The organism is Nocardia noduli, from assembly GCF_019038455.1.
Lineage (GTDB): Bacteria > Actinomycetota > Actinomycetes > Mycobacteriales > Mycobacteriaceae > Nocardia > Nocardia noduli.
The window spans coordinates 24,315-42,857 of the sequence record NZ_JAFMPL010000017.1; the positions used below are offsets into that span (position 1 = coordinate 24,315).

Consider the following 18,543-nt stretch of genomic DNA (forward strand, 5'->3'; position numbering starts at 1 on the left):
CTTTCATTCCAGGACTCGGCGCAGGAAGTCGTCGACGTCGGCGCGGGCGAGTCCCGGCGTCGTCCGGTGGTCACCGTCGTACACCCGGAATTCGTAACGGGTGCCCGCCGCGCTCATCCTGGCCAGCAGCACGGCCGTCGCCGGGATCGGGACGGCGAGGTCGGTGTAACCGTGGGCGAAGAAGATCGGGCGGTCGTATCCGTCGGCCGGTACGGCGGTGTAGTCGGCGACGGCGCGACGGAACGCGGGATCTTCGAGCGGCCTGGCGAGCATCGATCCGATCGACGCGCCTCGGATGATCGAGTGCCACCGGTTCTGGCAGGTGCCGACGAGTCGGTCCAGGATGTCGACCCCGCGCGGTGAGAGGTAGGAGTTCACGTCGATATCCGGCCGGACCGTGCGCAGACCGAGCAGGATGGCGGCGGCGTACTCGTTCAGTCCGTCGATGCCTGGCACCTCCGGGAACGCGGGCCCGAAAAGACCGAACGCGTACTCGGCGGCCGAGGCGGGTTCGATGGCGGCGGTGCCGCGGAAAGCGAGTTCGGGGGCGCGCGCCGACGCGATCCGGGCGGTGGCGAGCGCCGCGTGGCCGCCCTGCGAGACACCGGCGACCGCCCATCGCGTGGCGAGGTCGGCGCGGGCAGAGTGCGCGGCGCGCACGGCGTCGACCGTCGCGGTGGCTTCGGTGCGCAGATGTAGATAGGGGTGGGTGGTGTCGGCGGTCGGCCCGAGTCCCACGTAGTCGGGCGCGACGACGGCGTATCCCCGCGACAGGTAATGGTCGAGCACCCGCTGATCCTCGGTGGCATATCCGGAGGAGACGCCGCATCCGGGCCCGACGCCCGAGGTGCCGTGATCCCATGCGATGACCGGCCAGCCGTGGTCGGGTGCGACACCGCGCGGCACCGCGAGAACTCCCGTCGCCGGGGTGGTACCGCCGATGGGAGCCTCGGTGCGATATTCGAGAACCGTGATCTCGCCCGCGTTGTCGAGATCGAAGCTCGGCGCGTGCCGACCGGTGAGCACGCCGGTTTCGGCAGACCGTACGGCGGGCTCGGCGGCCGCCGAGCCGATGGCCGCGAGGGGCATAATCATCACGAAAACCGTTGTCATCACACGTAAGAACACGTTCGCCGACACAGTAACCATGGCCCCCGCCGTTATCGGAACTTCATTACCCTGATATGAGAACATCATTTCCATCGGTGATAAGATGCTAACCATACGCCCGATTGACGGGTTGGGGACACAGCGGAGTGAACCGATGGCAGAAGTATCGACCACGCCAACCCACGACGGCGGCCTCGAAACGTGGACAGCCGCCGTGCGAACTCTACGACCGGGGCACGGAACCACCCATCACCGCGCGGACGGCCTCTTGTCGCCGACGCCGGATCGCTCTCGGATCGAATGGTGAAGACGTTGAATGGTTCCTCACCACCGAAACCGAGGATCACCGATCCGTTCGCCGAACCCGAACAGTTCTTCCCGTCCTCGCAACTGCTCTCGGCCATCAGCGGCCACTGCGTCGCGGATCATCCGATCACCCGCTGGTGCGTGGATCTGGTCGACATCCATCGTGACAGCACCACCGAAGGCTGCGACGAACGACTCTCGGCCAAACGTCGCGCCGACATCATCCGCGATATCGACATGTGGACCAACCATCACGTGCCCCAGCACCTGAACGGTTCGCGGCTGCACACCGAGACCATCGGCGCGGTGATCGACAAGATCGCCAGGGCCTACACCCGGTTCCAGACCGAGATGTCGCGGCACGCGCCGGGAGATCCCCGGGTGCACGGCGCGTGGCACTGCGTGGCCGAACTCGTCGTCGCCTATCGCGATCTGGCCGCCGAGGTGGTGCGGGGACAACGTCGCCTGCCCGACCGCTCCTCGGACTGACACCGCCCCGAACGCCCCCGCATACGTCGTCGAAAACCCCCGGAAACGGCAAAAACCCCGCACCCTGAGGTGCGGGGTTCTACCGACTGCGTCGATCAGATCGCGCGGACGTCCTGGGCCTGCGGCCCCTTCTGTCCCTGCCCGACCTCGAACTCCACGCGCTGTCCTTCTTCGAGGGACTTGAATCCCGAGCCGGACACGGCGGAGTAATGAACGAAGACGTCAGGGCCGCCACCGTCTTGGGCGATAAAGCCGAAGCCCTTTTCGCTGTTGAACCACTTCACACTGCCTTGAGCCATTTGCTTACTTCATCTTTTCTGTAGGTGAGCCGAGCAAATCACACCGATAAGCTCGATCCCACTGCCTAACCATGCCACGGATTCACCGATAATGCCCGCTTTCTGTGAGCAAGGCGACAACCCGGCGAGGAGCGATCCGACCTGGACAGCGGGTTTCAGCCACCGTTCAGCCAACGCTGTTTCAGTGCCCAGTGATTGTCCCACCACTGCCGCGTGACCTCGGGATCGGCTCCCGCGGCGGGCGGCGGGGACTCCCCCGGGAACAGGCCGTTTCCGTCGGGTTCGCCGACCTTCGACGGCGCGGGCGGCGCTTCGGGCGCCTGTTCCTCGGCGGGGGCCTGCGCCTCCTGCTGCGGCGCCGATTCGGACGGTTCCGGCTTGACTGTCGTGGTGGGCCGGGGCGGCGCGGTCGGGCGCGGATTGATCGGCACCGGCGGCACCCCGGGCGGTGGCATGGGGGCCGGTAGCTGTTCCCGCTCCGCCGCCGCGGGTGTTTCCGGCGGCGCGACGGGTTCGGTAGTGGGCACCGCCGACACCGACTCCGCTGCCGACACCGAGGTCGACGGCACGGTGGTGGCGGGCGCGCTCGATTCGGCGACGACCTTCGCCGCCGGATGGTCGTCACCGATCTGCGCGACCGCGAATCCGGTGGCGCCGAGCACGGCGACGATCGCCGCCGCGATCAGCACGGGTCGGCGCAGCCTGGCGGCATTCGTGGCCGAGGCGGCCGGATCGGATTCCTCGATCTGTCCCGACGCGACCAGCGCCGCCCCGCGCGCCGCCATCGTCACGGCCCCCGGCGCCTGGAGAACGGGTACGCCGAACCCCTTGTCGAAGGCCGCGGCGATGGCCGGAATCCCCGCGGCCGCGCCGCACAGCAGCACCGCCTCGGGCCGCGTCGACGGCGAATCACACTGGCTGCGAATACGAATGACGGCGGCGTCGGCGGACTCGGCGCCGACGATCCCCGGCTGCCAGGTATCCGAGGCGAGCACCTGCGCGCGGGCCGCGTCGACCACCGCGAACGAGGTGCGCCGATCCACGGTTTCCACGATCAGGACGGGCCCGTATTTCTCCTGCCCCGGCACCTCGCGAACCGCCGCGAGCAACGCCGAACGCACCGAGACCAGCGACGCCGAACTCCAGCCGCCGGTCGACAGATTCGTCACCAGCGCGCGGCGCTCCTCGGCGGTGCGATAGACGACGGCGACGTTCTCGATCCGGATATCGGGCGCGACGGCGGCGACGATCCGGTCGAGCACACCGGGAACGGCATCGACGCCGTCAGCGACCTGTTCCTCGACCGTGCGCAGGATCTTCTCCGGCGCACCGTCCTCCGGCGTACACGACACGAGTACCCCGCGAACCACTGTCTGTTCCGCGGATAGACCGACAGTTGCCCTCATGAAATACCTCGATTCGACAAACACTCTCGTAAGGAGTTCGCAGCGGGTACCCGAAACGATGGGCGCGTGGCGCGACGGTCTCGCAACGATCGGTCCAACCCGGGAGCTTCCATCGACGCCGGGCGATATCGAACACATATCGCCGAACCGATATCCACCCCAGAGCACCGGTTCGACGACATTGCGGATCGGCGGCCTGCAAGGTTGCAGCATATTGCCGCGAACACGGAATTTCTATCTCTACCTGCGACGAATGCGTTACGCGTGTCGAAACCGGGAACGCACCGGGCACACAGCAACGAACGCGTGTCGCCGTCCCGGGCGCGGCGCGCGGCGACGACACGGACACGAATCGATCGCCCCGACGCACATTTCGGTCACCGGATGTGACCTCACTCACCCGGACGATTCCGGGGCGCGACGGGTCAGCAGCTACTTCCGGTGCACGCCGTGAGTTCGCGCAAACGGCGGTCGAGCGCGTCGACGGTGTCGGCGTGCGCGGCGCGACCGTCCGCGGTCTTGATCAGATTCGTCAACTGGTACGGGTCCGCGGCGAGATCGTAGAGCTCGTACTCGCGCTCCGCGAGCGGGCGTTCGCGTTCGTACCAGCGCACGTAGAGGTAGCGCTCGGTGCGGATACCGACCCAGGACGGCATGTCGAAGGCGTAGATCGCCGGGGTGTCGGTGCCGGGGATCTGTTCCTGCGCGATGCCGTCGCGCCCGGACGCGCCCGCGCCGCCGTACTCGGCGGTGAAATCGGTGCGCCACCCGGTCGTGTCACCGGCGAGCGGACCCGCCAGCGAGCGGCCGTCGATCCGCGCCGGAAGCGCTATGCCCGCCCAGCCGAGAATGGTGGGCGCGAGGTCGATGGACAGCGCGAACGCGTCGGTGGTCCCCCGCCGAATACCGGGACCGGCGACGGCGAGCGGAACGCGAACGGATTCCTCATACGGCGCCATCTTCTGGGTGAGCCGGTGCGCGCCGAGGCTGTATCCGTTGTCGGAGGTGAAGATCAGATAGGTGTTGTCGAGGGTGCCGGTCGCGGCGAGGGTGTCCACGATCGCGGCCACCATCTCGTCCAGCGCTTTCAACGAACCGAGCCGATTGGTGTAGTCGACATCGTTGGTCGCCGCGATGGTCGCGGCGCGAACACCCGCGGTGTCGATCAGCCATTCGGGTTTGTCGGAGACGTCGGCTTCCTGGTAGTTCGGCGAGCGCGGCGCGGCCGTCGGGACGGTCTCGGCGAGGTGGCGCGGCGCGGGCGGAATCGGGAAATGCGGGGCCGTCGAGGCGGCGTACCAGAAGAACGGTCGCGCGGACGCGGCGGCGTCGGTGATGAACCGCACCGATTTGTCCCGGATCACATCGGTTTGGTAATCCTTCGGCGCGACACCGTATTTCACGAAGGTGCCGTTCTCGTTGAGCGTGTAGTTGTAGCCGGCGTAGAGGAAGTTGTCCACGCCCGCGTTCCAGTCGTCCCAGCCCGGGGGGATGTGGCCGGGATCGTGTTCGAGGCCGTTGAGGTATTTGCCCGCCATGCCGGTCCGATATCCGGCGTCGTGCAGATGGGTGGCGATGGTGTGGGATTCGTTGCCGTTGTCCCGGAAGGTCTCGAATCCGCCGACCTCGCCCGCGTTGGTGAGCACCCCGGTGTTGTGCCCGTACTCGCCGGTCAGGATCGACGCGCGCGCCGCGCAGCAGATCGGCATCGGCGCGAACCCGTCGGTGAATTCCATTCCGCGGTCACGGATCAGCGCCGCGGTCCGCGGCATGGCCTGCCAGACCGGCGTGGAGGTCGTATCCAGATCGTCGGCGAGGATCATGACGATATTCGGACGCCCGTCTTCGGGCGTGTCGGCGGTCGAGGTGCCGGGAAGCCACACCAGCGCGGACAGCAGCAGGATCGCCGCCGACAGCACGCGACCACGCGAAGGACCATGACTCATCGAATGCTCCTGCCGGACGGGGGCAACGGTCCCGCAGAGTATCCATCACGACGGCCACGAGGAACCGGGCGGTCGGCATCCGACACGCTGCATCGAACACGCGGAGGCCGACCGTACGACGTCAGAGGTCGGCACCGCCGGTGTGACCCGCGAGCAATTGGCTGAACGGCGTCACCGCCGCGAGCGAATTGCCCGAGGTGCGCCGTCGCGGTGGAGTCTCCGGCAGGAAGCCCGATACCGCGGTCGGCGCGGCGACGACCAGCGTCGCGAATTCGGCCGCCGCCCGATGCACACGTTCGGCCAGGCCCGACGACCCGAAATCCGCTGTCGCCGCGAAGACGCCGGTGGGCGGCACGACGGCGCGCAGATAGGTGAACAGCGGACGCATCGAATAGTCGAGCATCAGCGAATGCCGCGCTGTTCCGGCCGTCGCCGCGATCAGCACCGGCATCGCGTCGAGCGCGTCCGGATCGAGCACGTCGACGAACATCTTGAACAGACCGCTGTAGCTCGAGGCGAACACCGGTGTGACGGCGATGATCCCGTCGGCGTCGGAGACCCGCTGCCGGGCCGCCGCCACGGCGGGCGTCGGGAGCCCGCCGGTGGTCATGGTGGTGGCGAGATCGGTGGCGAGTTCCCGCAATTCGATGACCTCGATGTCGACGCTCTCACCCCGTCCGCCCACCGCCGCGGTGACGGCGGCGGCGAGCTGATCGGCGAGCAGACGCGTCGAGGAGGGCTGTGAGAGACCCGCGCTGAGAACGACGATGCTGCGGCTCATGATTACTCGCTCTCCGATTCGGCCGAAACCTGTTCGCGGGCCGAGACCACCAGGTGGTGTGGGCTGTCCGGACCGGCGGCCATCAGTGTTTCGTGGGTCGGCGGATCGCTGGGCACGTGGGCGGGCCTGCGCGATTCGAATTCCTTGCGCAGGACCGGGACCACCTCGCGGCCGAGGATCTCGATCTGGTCGAGCACCACCTCGATCGGCAGTCCGGCGTGATCCATCAGGAACAGCTGGCGCTGGTAGTCGCCGACGTAATCGGCGAAACCGAGGGTGCGTTCGATGACCTGTTCCGGTGTGCCGACGGTCAGCGGGGTCAGTTCGGTGAATTCCTCCATCGACGGCCCGTGCCCGTAGACCGGCGCGTTGTCGAAGTAGGGGCGGAAGAACTTCTTCGCCGCCGCCTCGGTCTCGCCCATGAACACCTGACCGCCGAGTCCGACGATCGCCTGATCGGCGGAGCCGTGACCGTAGTGCTCGAAGCGCTGACGGTAGAGGCGCACCATCTGCTCGGTGTGCTCCTTGTTCCAGAAGATGTTGTTGTGGAAGAAGCCGTCGCCGTAGAAGGCGGCCTGTTCGGCGATCTCCGGTGAGCGGATCGAGCCGTGCCAGACGAATGGCGGCGTGCCGTGCAGCGGGGCCGGTGTCGCGGTGAAACCTTGCAGCGGGCCGCGGTACTTGCCTTCCCAGTCGACACGGGATTCGCGCCACAGGCGACGCAGCAGGTGATAGTTCTCGACGGCGAGCGGGACTCCGTCGCGGATGTCCTTGCCGAACCACGGGTAGACCGGTCCGGTATTGCCGCGGCCGAGCATCAGATCGGTGCGTCCATCGGACAGGTGCTGCAACATCGCGAAATCCTCGGCGATCTTCACCGGGTCGTTCGTGGTGATGAGCGTGGTCGCGGTGGACAGGATCAGCCGTTGCGTGCGGGCGGCCAGGTAGCCGAGCATGGTGGTCGGCGAGGACGGCACGAACGGCGGATTGTGGTGTTCCCCGGTCGCGAAGACGTCGAGGCCGACTTCCTCGGCCTTCTCACCGATCGCGATCATCGCCTTGATCCGCTCGGCCTCGCTGGGCGTCCGGCCCGTGACCGGGTCCGTGGTGAGGTCACCGACGGTGAAGATTCCGAATTGCACGGGGCCCTCCTGGGGTCGATATCCATACTTTGTTGACTTGGCAACCAAATTAACAGCAGGTGCGCGACACCTATTCCCCGAGTCCACGAACCGCCGGCGGTCTTCGTCACCCTTTCGACCGTCGGTGCCGCTCGGGCAGGTGGGCCTCAGATGGTCTGGGCGGTGTCGGCCTCGATCAGCGTCCGCAGGAACGCGGCGGGAACCTCGGGCCAGGCCGGATCCCACCGGCCCGCCCGCTGATCCTCGTACAGGGCGGCCAACGTGGCGAGGACGTGCGGACCGCCGTCGAGCAGGTAGCGGACCGAACCGAGTTCGGCGCACTGGGCGGTCACGGTGGCGAGCAACTTCTTCGCGGCGTCCACGCGGCCGTCGGCGGCCAGGCAGGCCACCAGCAGACGACGGGCCTTGAGCAGTTCGCGCGGCCGGTGCAGGGATTCGAGCCGGTCCACCCATTCCTGGGCCCATGTCCGCGCCAGCGCGGTACTCGGCGCGGACGCCTCGGCGAGCAGCAGTCTGATGGCGGTGAATTCCTCGTACAGGACGGTGAATTCGTCGATCGGGTCGACGGGCGTGCGGCGATGTTCGTGATCGACGACGGGCAGTCCGCCGAATTCGGGATGCGGGGGCAGGCCCAGACGTAGCCGCTCGTTCTCCACCTCGGCGCGCAGTCGAGGCAGCGACATCGCGCGGGCCACCCGCGCGCCCTCGTTCAGCCGCCTGACCGCGGCGGCCCGGTCGCCGAGCAGGGCCTTGACGCGGGCTCCCACCACGTAGCGGGCGAGTTTGAAATCGACCACGCCCGCGTCGGGTCCCAGTTTGTAGCCCTCGTCGAGATACCTTTCCGCCGTGACGATCTCACCGCGCTCGTAGAGCAGTTCGCCCAGCAGGGAACCGGCGAGCCTGGCGCCGTAGGAATGGCTGCCGCCGGACCGCTTGGCGATTTTCATGGCCTTACGGAAACAGTCCTCGGCGCGCACCAGATCCAGTTGCAGGCTCGCGGCCAGTCCGAGGAAACACAGCCCGTGCACGGTGTTGTAGAAACCCCTGTTGCGCCGGGTGTAGGGGGCCGCCCACCGGTGCAGCCGCAGCGCCTCCTCGAAATCGCAGCGGTAGCCCGCCGCCAGACTCGCCACATTGGCCGCGACGGCGACCACGTACGGCGACAGTTCGTCGGCGCGGTGGAAACACGGCGCGAGCCGGTCCTCGATGCCGACCAGCACATCGGCGCGAATCGTCACCACCGCGTGCAGCACCCCGGCCTCCGCGCGCAGCCGCGCGATCGTGTCGTAGTCGGCGTCGTCCTGGTCCAGACGCATTTCGGCCTGCCGAAGCGCCTGTTCGGCCGGTGCGGCGCGATGCAGCAGGATATTGGCCCACGCCAGATTCAGCTGGAGTCGCGGACGGGTTTCGACCGCGGTCGCCGGGAGTTTGGCGATCAGGGCGATCAGACTGGAGAACTGCCCGTATTCGAGCAATGACATCCCGTCACGCTCGACGATCTCGACCGCGCGCGGCTCGTCACCGGCGAGCAGCGAATGGTCGACCGCCTCGCTGACGTGCCGGTGCTCGGCGAGCCAGCGCGAGGCCACGCGATGCAATTCGCCGATCCGCTCGGGCCGGTCGCGTTCGAGCCGCTGCCGCAGGAAATCCTGGAACAGGTGGTGGTACCGGAACCACTGTCCGTCCTCGAGTTTGCGCAGGAACAGGTCCTGCTGTTCGATACTCTCCAGCATCGCCTGCCCGTCGGCCACCCCGGTCAGCGCCGCGGCCAGTTCACCGCAGATCCGCTCGGTGACCGAGGTCGCGACCATGAATTCGAGCGTGCCCGGTTCGAGTGTGTCCAGCACGTTCTCCACCAGGAACGCGCTGATGGCGTGATGCCGACCGGTCAGATGTCTGATCAGCTCGCCCGGATCGGCACTGCCGCGCAGGGACAACGCCGCGAGTTGCAGCGCCGCGACCCACCCTTCGGTCGATTCGGCGAGATCTTCGACATCACCGAGATCCAGGTCGAGCCCACCGATGTCGACGAGCAGCGCGTGCACCTCATCGACCTCGAAACGCAGTGCGGTCGGCCCGATCTCGACCAATTCGTCGCGCGAGCGCAGCGAACTCATCGGCAGGCCGGTCTGTCGACGGCTGGTGACGACGACGCGCAGCGCGGGACTGCAACTCTCGAGCAGATACCGCAGCGCTCGCGCGGTCGCCGGGTCGCTCACCCGATCCCAGTCGTCGATGACGACGACCAATTGCTCACCGCCGCTGTCGATGTCGTTGACCAGTGAGGTCAGTACGTAGCGCTCGGCCTCGTCGCCGTGTTCCTCGAGCAGCACGCCGAGTTCGCGCGCCAGCGACGGCCGCACCGCCCGGATGGCTTCGACGAGATGGGACAGGAACCAGACGACTGTGTTGTCGTCGTGGTCAACCGTGAGCCAGGCCACCGCGACCCCCTCGGCGGTGAGCGCGGCGCACCATTGGGCGGCCAGCGTGGTCTTGCCGAATCCGGTGGGGCCGTGGATGATCGCGAGCCTTCGGTCGCCGCCACGGCGCAGCAGCTCGATCAGGCGCGGGCGGTCGACCAGCGGGCGGGTCGCCACCGGCGGACGCAATCGGGTGGCGGGCACGGGCGGGGTCATCGCGGGCGAGGAATGCGCCGAGGTGCGACGTCTGCGCTGTGCCGTCGTGGTCAGCGCGAGACGCTGTCCCGTGGGTTCGGCGGTGGGCAGCGGCAGCGGCATCTCGTCGGCGGCCAGACCGTGCCGGTCCTGGATCTCGCGCAGCAATTCGCCGAATTCCGCGGCGGTGGAGGGTCGTTCGCTCGGATCGCGGGCCATGGCCGTCTCGATCGCGGCGGTGACGTCGTCGGGCAGTCCGGCCTCACCGAGATCGGGAATCGGATGCCGGGTGATGCGCAGGAACTGCGCGACCAACTGCTCCCCGCTGCGGCGTTCGAAGACCGCGTGGCCGGTGCTCGCGCAGAACAGGGTCGAGGCGAGACTGTAGATGTCGGCGGTGGCGTCGGGAACGTGTCCCTGCAACACCTCGGGCGCGGTGAAGGCGGGCGAGCCGGTGATGGTGCCCGCCGTGGTCCGGAATCCGCCCGAGAGCCTGGCGATGCCGAAATCGGCGAGTTGCGGTTCACCGTATTCGGTCAGCAGGATGTTGCCCGGTTTCACGTCGCGGTGCAGCATGCCGCGACGATGCGCGGTCTCCAGCGCGCCCGCGATCTTCACCCCGATCCGCAGGGCATCCTGCCAGCCGAGCGGGCCGTGCTCCTGGATCCTGGTGTCGAGCGAACCGTGCGAGTGGTAGGGCATCACGATGTAGGGCCGCCCGGTCGCGGTCGATCCGATTTCGAAGACGCTCACGATATTCGGGTGGCCGGACAGTTTCCCCATCGCGAGTTGTTCGCGGACGAACCGCTCCAGATTCTCGGATTCGAGGTCGGCGGTGAGCACCTTGATCGCCACCGCGCGGCCGAGCGCGGCCTGTAGACATCGGTACACCACACCGAATCCGCCACGGCCGATCTCGGTGGCTTCGGCGAATCCGGCCGCGACGAGTTCCGCCGCGAACCCTGACGTCGAGTCGCGTTGCGTGGAGAGTGGATCGATATTCGCCACGACGACCCCGATACAACAACCGACCTGTTATTCGAGCATATTCCCGCCACGGCCGTCGCGCGCGGTGCGGCGGCGCGCCGGGTGAGCTCCGTACCAGCGTGTCCCACCACGACGGGCCCGACAACCGTTGCGCGCAGCCGGATCCGATCCCGCTACGCGCGGGCGAACCCGGCACGGTCGCGACCGTCCGGAATATTTCGGACCGTCGCGGGCATATGGTCGGAATATGACGAGCAACCCGTTCTTCGCGCCGAGCACGCTCCCCTATCAGCTGCCTCCGTTCGCGGAGATACGGGAGGAGCACTACCTGCCCGCGTTCGAGCGCGGCATGGCCGAACAGCTCGCCGAGATCGCCGCGATCACCTCGGGTCCGGCCACGCCGACCTTCGCCGACACCGTGGTCGCGCTGGAACGTTCCGGCGCGCTGCTCACGCGCGTCGCCAACGCGTTCTTCACCATCGCCTCCTCCGATTCGACCGACGCCACCAAGGCGATCGAGGCCGATATCGCGCCGCGCCTGGCCGCGCACCGGGACGCGATCTACCTGGACCCGGCCCTGTTCGCCCGGATCGAGGCGCTCTACGAACGTCGCGGCGAACTCGAAGGCCACGGCGACCCTGAAGATCACCGCCTGCTGGAGCAGTACCGCGTTCGATTCGTGCGCGCGGGCGCGCGACTGGATGCCGCGGGACAGGCGCGACTGCGCGAACTCAACGCCGAACTGGCTTCCGCGGCCACCGAATTCGGACAGAATCTGCTCGAGTCGACCAACGCGGCCGCGCTGGTACTCGACCACGAGGACGAACTGGCCGGTCTGACCGCGTCGGCGGTGACGGCCGCAGCCCGCAACGCCCGTGATCTCGGATACGACGGGGCCTGGGCCCTGCGGTTGCAGAACGTGTCGAATCAGCCGGTCCTCGCGGAACTGGCCGACCGGGACGTGCGCCGCCGGGTGATGAACGCCTCACTGAGCCGTGGCTTCGGCGACGACGCCAACAGTGTTCTCGCCGTGCGGATCGCCGCATTGCGGGCCGAACGCGCGGCGCTGCTCGGCTTCGCCGATCACGCGGCGTACGCGGTCCAGGATCAGACCGCGAAAACCCCGGAGGCCGTCGAGGAGATGCTCGGGCGGCTCGTCGGGCCCGCGGTGGCCAACGCCGACCGCGAGGCGCGGGAGTTGGCCGCGGCGATGCGCGGTGCGGGTGCGGAGGCCGAACTGCGCGCCTGGGATTGGCAGTACTGGTCGGAGCGGGTTCGGGCCGAACGCTTCTCGGTCGACGCCGAGGCGTTACGGCCCTATTTCGAACTCGAACGGGTCCTGGTCGACGGTGTGTTCCACGCCGCGGGACTGGTGTTCGGAATCACCCTGCGCGAGCGGGCCGATCTGGTCGGTTACCACCCGGATGTGCGGGTCTTCGAGGTGTTCGACGCCGACGGCGACGCCCTCGGCCTTTTCCTGGGCGACTTCTTCGCCAGGCCGTCCAAACGCGGCGGGGCGTGGATGAGTGAACTCGTCGCGCAGTCCGGGCTGCTCGGAACGCGCGCGGTGGTGGTGAACAACCTGAATATCGCGAAACCACCGGCGGGTACGCCCGCGTTGCTCAGCTGGGACAACGTGCGGACGCTGTTCCACGAGTTCGGGCACGCGCTGCACGGGCTCTTCTCGGATGTGCGCTACCCGTTCTTCGCCGGGACCGAGGTGCCGCGCGATTTCGTGGAATTCCCGTCGCAGGTGAACGAGATGTGGATGTCGCGCCCGGAAGTGCTGGCCAACTACACCCGCCACGTCGAGACCGGCGAGCCGATGCCCGCCGAACTCCTCGACCGGATGGAGGCCGCCGAACGCTTCGGGACCGGTTTCCGCACGGTCGAGTATCTGGGCGCGACGCTGTTGGACTGGGCCTGGCACCGGGTGCCGAATCCGGAGGCGCTGGCGGGAACCGACGCGGCGACGTTCGAGGAAGAGGCCCTGCGCAAAGCCGGACTCGCCATCGCCGCGATTCCACCGAGGTACCGGACGGGTTATTTCGCTCACATCTTCTCCGGTGGCTACGCGGCGGGCTACTACTCCTATATCTGGAGCGAAGTGCTCGACGCCGATACCGTGGCGTGGTTCGAGGACGGGTCGGCGTCGATCAGGGAGAAGGGCGAGATCTTCCGTCGCGCGCTGCTGGCCAAGGGTGGTTCGGTCGATCCGCTGGAGGCCTTCGAGAGTTTCCGTGGCCGGGCCCCCGAGATCGAGCCGCTGTTGGCCAGGCGCGGTCTGGGCGGGTGAGCCCCGCGCGGGAATTTTTCGCCTTGCCTTGACGTCGAGGTCAATGTCTAGCGTCGATATCGGGCAGCGGGATGCCTCGCCAGGGAAGGACTCACGGATGCGTATCGGAGAGCTGGCCCGGCGCTCGGCGACCACCACGCGCGCGCTGCGGTACTACGAATCGCGTGGATTGCTCAGCGCGCGGCGCGACGACAGCGGCTACCGGATCTACGACGAGGACGATCTGCTGATCCTGCGCCAGATCCGGACCCTTCAGGACTGCGGATTCGACCTGGAGGAGATCAGGCCGTTCGTGGAATGCCTCAGGGCCGGATTCCCCACCGGCGATTCGTGCCCGGCGTCGTCGGAGATCTACCGCAGGAAACTCGGCGAACTCGACGACAGGATCGCGCGATTACGCGATGTCAGGGAGTGGATTCGCACCCGGCTGGACGCACCGGGTGAGCCGAGTGTGGACCGACGGCCCGCCGCGCCGCCGAAATGCGAACTCACACCGATCGGTCTGCGTCCGGGCGCGTAGAAACCTCGCCGCCACCACCCCCGGTGGGCACCCGCGCCGGGAGCCCGGTCGATTCGCGAGAAAGCGAGGGGTTAAATTATTCGGGTGACGAGGGCATCCGTAGCGACGACGGCAGGGGCAAGGCGAACGGCGGACGGAACGGCGGTGCCATTCCGGGATGCGACGGTGGCGTGGGCTCTGGCGGCCCATGCCGTACTGTCCGAAACCGCTACCGCTTACGGACATTTCATCACCGTCAACGAATTGGCCGAGCAGGTGCAGGAGACCTCGGGAGTCCAGACCGAGGCCCCGACCCGCACCTGGATCGACGCCATCCTGCGCAAGGTGGCGCGACGCTGCCACCGCGCGGGCGAGCCGCCGCTGACCGCGCTGTGCGTGCGACAGAACCAGACCGTCGGTGACGCCTACCGCTACGTCCTCGAACTGGCCGGGCTCCCGATCCCCGACGATCTCGAATTGCACGCCGCCTACGCGCGCTGGCAGTGCTACCAGCATTTCGGCGCCGGTATGCCCGCCGACGGCGCCGTCCCGCCGCTGACCCCCAAGGTGGCGGCCCGCAGGCGGATGACGACGATGACGGCGCCAGCCGCCGACGCCGCGAGCTCAGCCGATACCGCACGGCAGACGGCGCAGCCCGAACCGCCGCAGGAGGAGACCGCGCAGCCGACCCGCCAGCGCGTCTGCGGTGAGTGTTTCATCCAACTGCCCGCCAGTGGCGTGTGTCACTACTGCTGAACCGCCAGTATTCCGACCGGTCGCCACGCCGAAGCGGTCGTTGTAATACCGGCGGTCGTTATCCAGGCTTGGCGCCATGGCCACCGAATGCCCGACCTGCTCATGGCCCGCACCGATGTATGTGTCGTCGCACGGCTCGGTCCGCTATCTGCGATGCGTGTGCGGGCAGTGGCTCGCCGCGCATCGCGGCGGCGTCAGCCCGGTTTCCGGACCCGGAACCGGTTCGGCGCCCGCCGCCCAACATCTGGAACTGATCCCGTTCCCGGAGGAGTAGCCGGGAACGGGCGTTCAGCGCAGACGCTCCGATTTGTCCGAGGTCGATCCGCCGCACCGTTCGTCGATCGAGTCGAGCAGCGGCGCAAGGGAATCCAGCGATCTGCGGACGTCGACGACGAGCGTTTCCGCGGCCGCTCGCATGGCCGCCGCGGTGTCGGCGTCGCCGCGCAGTTCGGCCAGGTCGGCCAGCAGAGCGTCCATCGGACCGAAAGTGGTGACCCCACTGTCGAATCCGATGAAGGTGCCGGAATGCGGACGCAACGCGTCGTACATCTCGCCCGCCGCGTCCACCTCACCGAGCGCCACCGCCGCGTACCCGCGCAACGCCGACATCACCTGCCAGTGGAAACCGTCGGGCACCCGGTCGTACTCGCGGAATATCGCGCGGGCCCGAACCGAATCGCCCGCGTGGATCAGCGCGAGGACGTAGAGCTGGGCGACCAGCTCCGGTTCCGCCACGAACCACCGCGCCACCCGGTTCAGCACGACCGACAGGTCACCGCGCGCCCACGCGATGGTGACCGCGCCCGTCACGCGGATCGCCTCCTCGTCGGTGATCCCGGTCCTGGCCATGGCCGCGCCGAAACGCCGATAATCGGATTCGGCGGCGCTCAGCTCACCGCGCAGCACCCGCACCACCGCGGGGAAGGCCACCAGCTGGCTCAGCAGCTGCTGGGATTCACCGCGAATCGCGCATTCGAGCGCGCGCACGGCATGTCTGCTCGCCTCGGCGAGGTCGACATCGCGGCAGGCCACCCGGAAACGCATGTAGTGGGCCAGTGCCTGGTAATCCAGCGACCGCGCGTCCAGCGATACGCGCAGCAGTTCGTCGGCAAGGACGCGCCACCGGTCCAGCCGTGCCGATCCCACCGTGGTGTAGGCGGCGGCATTGAGTGCGGCACAGAACAATTCGAGATCACCGCTGCCCTGGGCCGTCTCCAACGCCCGCGCGGCCCGCTGACGCGTCGAATCGGTGCCGACGCCCAACGGGGTCTCGAAGATGAGGGCGACGAGCAGCCACGCCTCGTCGTGACGCGAGTTCTCCCGCGCGATGGCCGAGGCCAGGGCATCGTGCACCCGGCTGTCACGCGGATACCAGTCCCGGATGCCGTGCACCACCGGCGCGCGCCAGCAGGTCAGGGCGCGGACCACCTGATCGTGGCCGGACAGGCTCTCGGCCAGGCCGAGCGCCCGTTCCTGGACCGCCCTGGCCGCGCGGACCCGGCCGTCCAACGCGAGCGCGTTCGTGAAGGCGCACAGGGTATCGAGCAAACTCTCCCGTTCGGCCCGCGCGGCCGAACTCATGGTGTGGTCGGCCAATTCGTGTAATCCGACCGCGGCCCGCCACCACCGCGTCGCGTCACCGCGCATGCCGAGACTGTCGCAGATCCGCGCGGCGGCGGTGACGTGTTCCAGGGCGTGCGGCGCGGTGGTCCTGGTCGCCCCGCGCGCCGAGTGATACGCCAGCGCGGTGGCCTCACGCAGGTCCGCCCCTCCGCCCGGTTCACGACTCTCCATGAGCGCCAAGGCGTTCCAGTGCATCCGACTGCGGCGCAGCGGCGGGATGCTGTCGTAGACCGAATCCTGGATCAGCGGATGGTCGGGCATGATCCGGCCGCATCCGTCGAAGGTGACGAGGTCTGCGGCCGCCGCGGTGTCGATCAGGTCGACCAGACTTTCCTCGGGGACGCCGGACAACTCGGCGAGGGTGTCGATATCGACCGCCCGGCCCCACACGGCCAGATGTTGCAGAACCGCGAGCACACCGGCGGGCAGACGCTCGATCCGTTCGATCAGCACCGCGCGGATACTCTCCGGCAGACCGATCAGATCACCCCGCGCGGCAAGCAATTTCGACAGTTCCCTGATGAAAAGCGGATTGCCGCCGGTGCGCCGATGCAGCACGCGCAAGGTCTCGTCGTCGATCGAGGCCAGACCGACCTGGCGGGTGATCTCGCGCGTCCCGGCGAGGTCGAGTCCGGACAGCTGCACCCGTTCGGTGGTCCGGTCCGCGATCGCCGCCTCGGTGGCCCGCAACAGCGGTGTCAGTTCCGACCCGCGCACCGTCATCACGATCAGGACCGGCTCCCGGTGCAGCCAGGTGGCCAGCTGCCGCAGGACCTGGAGGGTGGCGGCTTCGGCACGGTGCGCGTCCTCCAGCACGATCGCGACCGGTCCCCCGCCCGCGAGTTCACGGCACCTCGACGCGACCGCCTGGGCGATGGTGAACGGGTCTATCGGCCCCTGCCTGGATTCGGCGGGGTCGGGCGCACCGCCGAGTTCGGCCAGGATCTCCGTCCACACCCACGCGGGCGGCGCGCCGTCGATCTCCGGGCATTGCCCCGAGGCGGTCGTCCACCCCTCGGCGGCCAGACCGCCGAGCACTCCCGCCACGAGCGCCGTTTTCCCCGTGCCGGATTCACCCATCAACCAGATGACGCGCAGTCCGTCCGCCCGCGTCTCGGTCGCTGTCGCCTGAATGGCCGCGCGTTGGCGCGGATAGAAGGCGGCGGCGGTCGCCACGGTGGCCCTGCCCGGCCTGATACCGGCTCCCACCTGCGGATTCCGTAGGGATATCGAATCCTCGGCGCCGACATCGCGGTGGAACTCCAGTGATTGATTGAGGATGGCCGACTCGAGGTCGTTCAGCCGCTGGCCCGGGTCGATCCCGAATTCGGATCGCAGAAACTCACGGGTGCGGCGCAGCGTCGCCAGCGCTTCCACCTGCTGGCCGACACGGTATTGGGCGGAAGCGAGCAGCCGCGCGCTCTCTTCACGTCCGGGATTCTCTTCGACCTGCTGTCGCATTACGGCGATCACTTCGCCGACACGACCGAGTTCCAACGCGGCTTCGGCCCGCATCTCGGTCGCCGAAATTCTTAAATCGGTCAGCCGCGTTACCTCGGCTGTGGCCCATGAGGCGCCTGGGAAAGATTCGAAGGCATTGCCGCGCCAGCAATTCAATGCCTCGTCGAGCATCCGATACCGCTCGCCCGCCGTCGGGCGATCGTTCACACTGTGCGCCTTTAGCTGGTACAGCCGCAGCAACTCCTCGAATCGCCATGCGTCGACACTGCCCGCGTCCAATCGCAACGCGTATCCACCCGCCTCGGAGACGAGGATCCTGGCGGGCGTGCGCGGTCTTCGCGTGGGTTCGAGAACCCTTCTGAGATTATGTATTTGAACCTGTAGAACAGCGGACGCCTGGGCGGGCGGCGCACCGTCCCAGACATCCTCGGCCAGTCTGTCGACCGCGATCGTTTTCCCACCTGCGAGGACAAGGCGACCGAGTACGGCTTGCTGCCGTCCCGTTCCGATACGGGCTGCGTGGCCATCCAATGAGACTCGCAGCGGGCCGAACACTCGAACCTGTAGCTCCGTCATGGCACGACGCCCCTCCAACCGCCGGATATTCGAAAAACTACCGTTTAGTTTGCATGATTGTCCGTCAAATTACCTGTGAGTACCAGAATTTACAAACGGTAGTGATCGAGATGTGTCGGCAAACACGTTGCTACACAAGAACACCTACCGCCGGATCGGAACCAGCCATATACCGGACGGACTGCGCGACAACGCCGGGATGATCCGCGAATACATGACACATCGCGTTTTCCGGCCGCGCCCGGATCCAC

General features: G+C 67.8%; 13 protein-coding genes. 5 read left to right on the forward strand and 8 right to left on the reverse strand.

Features of this window, described 5'->3' with window-relative positions; translation table 11 throughout:
* Positions 1-3: 3 nt before the first annotated feature.
* Positions 4-1,095: a lipase family protein gene (locus tag JZ792_RS12880; RefSeq protein WP_216910328.1), complete on the reverse strand. Its 1,092-nt coding sequence runs from the start codon at positions 1,093-1,095 to the stop codon at positions 4-6.
* Between the two features lie 318 nt (positions 1,096-1,413).
* Here JZ792_RS12880 and JZ792_RS12885 point away from each other — a divergent pair, with 318 nt between their 5' ends.
* Positions 1,414-1,905, forward strand: a complete 492-nt coding sequence (locus JZ792_RS12885) for a DUF4254 domain-containing protein (protein ID WP_216910330.1) — start codon at positions 1,414-1,416, stop codon at positions 1,903-1,905.
* Positions 1,906-2,000: 95 nt separating this feature from the next.
* Here JZ792_RS12885 and JZ792_RS12890 read toward each other — a convergent pair whose 3' ends face one another.
* From JZ792_RS12890 to JZ792_RS12915, 6 genes are all read right to left on the reverse strand, one after another.
* Positions 2,001-2,204 (reverse strand): cold-shock protein, encoded by a 204-nt coding sequence (locus JZ792_RS12890; protein ID WP_067523410.1) that lies wholly within the window; start codon positions 2,202-2,204, stop codon positions 2,001-2,003.
* A gap of 155 nt (positions 2,205-2,359) precedes the next feature.
* Complete coding sequence (locus JZ792_RS12895; RefSeq protein WP_498044254.1) at positions 2,360-3,823, reverse strand: DUF7159 family protein; 1,464 nt, start codon at positions 3,821-3,823, stop codon at positions 2,360-2,362.
* A gap of 212 nt (positions 3,824-4,035) precedes the next feature.
* Positions 4,036-5,556 (reverse strand): sulfatase family protein, encoded by a 1,521-nt coding sequence (locus JZ792_RS12900; RefSeq protein ID WP_216910334.1) that lies wholly within the window; start codon positions 5,554-5,556, stop codon positions 4,036-4,038.
* 121 nt (positions 5,557-5,677) lie between these two features.
* Positions 5,678-6,337 carry an FMN reductase gene (locus tag JZ792_RS12905; RefSeq protein WP_216910336.1) on the reverse strand — a complete coding sequence of 220 codons (660 nt, stop codon included), beginning with the start codon at positions 6,335-6,337 and terminating at the stop codon, positions 5,678-5,680.
* A gap of 2 nt (positions 6,338-6,339) precedes the next feature.
* Positions 6,340-7,479, reverse strand: coding sequence for an LLM class flavin-dependent oxidoreductase (locus tag JZ792_RS12910; RefSeq protein WP_216910338.1), 1,140 nt, complete (start codon positions 7,477-7,479; stop codon positions 6,340-6,342).
* A gap of 146 nt (positions 7,480-7,625) precedes the next feature.
* A complete protein-coding gene (locus JZ792_RS12915; protein ID WP_216910340.1) occupies positions 7,626-11,102 on the reverse strand; it encodes a serine/threonine-protein kinase in 3,477 nt (1,158 codons plus the stop codon).
* 226 nt (positions 11,103-11,328) lie between these two features.
* Between JZ792_RS12915 and JZ792_RS12920 the strand changes: the two genes are divergently transcribed.
* The 4 genes from JZ792_RS12920 to JZ792_RS12935 all read left to right on the forward strand — a co-directional run bounded on the left by JZ792_RS12920 (position 11,329) and on the right by JZ792_RS12935 (position 14,906).
* A complete protein-coding gene (locus tag JZ792_RS12920; protein ID WP_216910342.1) occupies positions 11,329-13,377 on the forward strand; it encodes a M3 family metallopeptidase in 2,049 nt (682 codons plus the stop codon).
* Positions 13,378-13,474: 97 nt separating this feature from the next.
* Complete coding sequence (locus JZ792_RS12925) at positions 13,475-13,897, forward strand: MerR family transcriptional regulator (protein ID WP_216910345.1); 423 nt, start codon at positions 13,475-13,477, stop codon at positions 13,895-13,897.
* A 144-nt stretch (positions 13,898-14,041) separates the two neighbouring features.
* Positions 14,042-14,632 (forward strand): hypothetical protein, encoded by a 591-nt coding sequence (locus JZ792_RS12930; RefSeq protein WP_308165283.1) that lies wholly within the window; start codon positions 14,042-14,044, stop codon positions 14,630-14,632.
* Between the two features lie 76 nt (positions 14,633-14,708).
* A complete protein-coding gene (locus tag JZ792_RS12935) occupies positions 14,709-14,906 on the forward strand; it encodes a hypothetical protein (protein WP_216910347.1) in 198 nt (65 codons plus the stop codon).
* Positions 14,907-14,920: 14 nt separating this feature from the next.
* Here JZ792_RS12935 and JZ792_RS12940 read toward each other — a convergent pair whose 3' ends face one another.
* Complete coding sequence (locus JZ792_RS12940) at positions 14,921-18,292, reverse strand: ATP-binding protein (RefSeq protein ID WP_216910349.1); 3,372 nt, start codon at positions 18,290-18,292, stop codon at positions 14,921-14,923.
* Between the last annotated feature and the right edge of the window lie 251 nt (positions 18,293-18,543).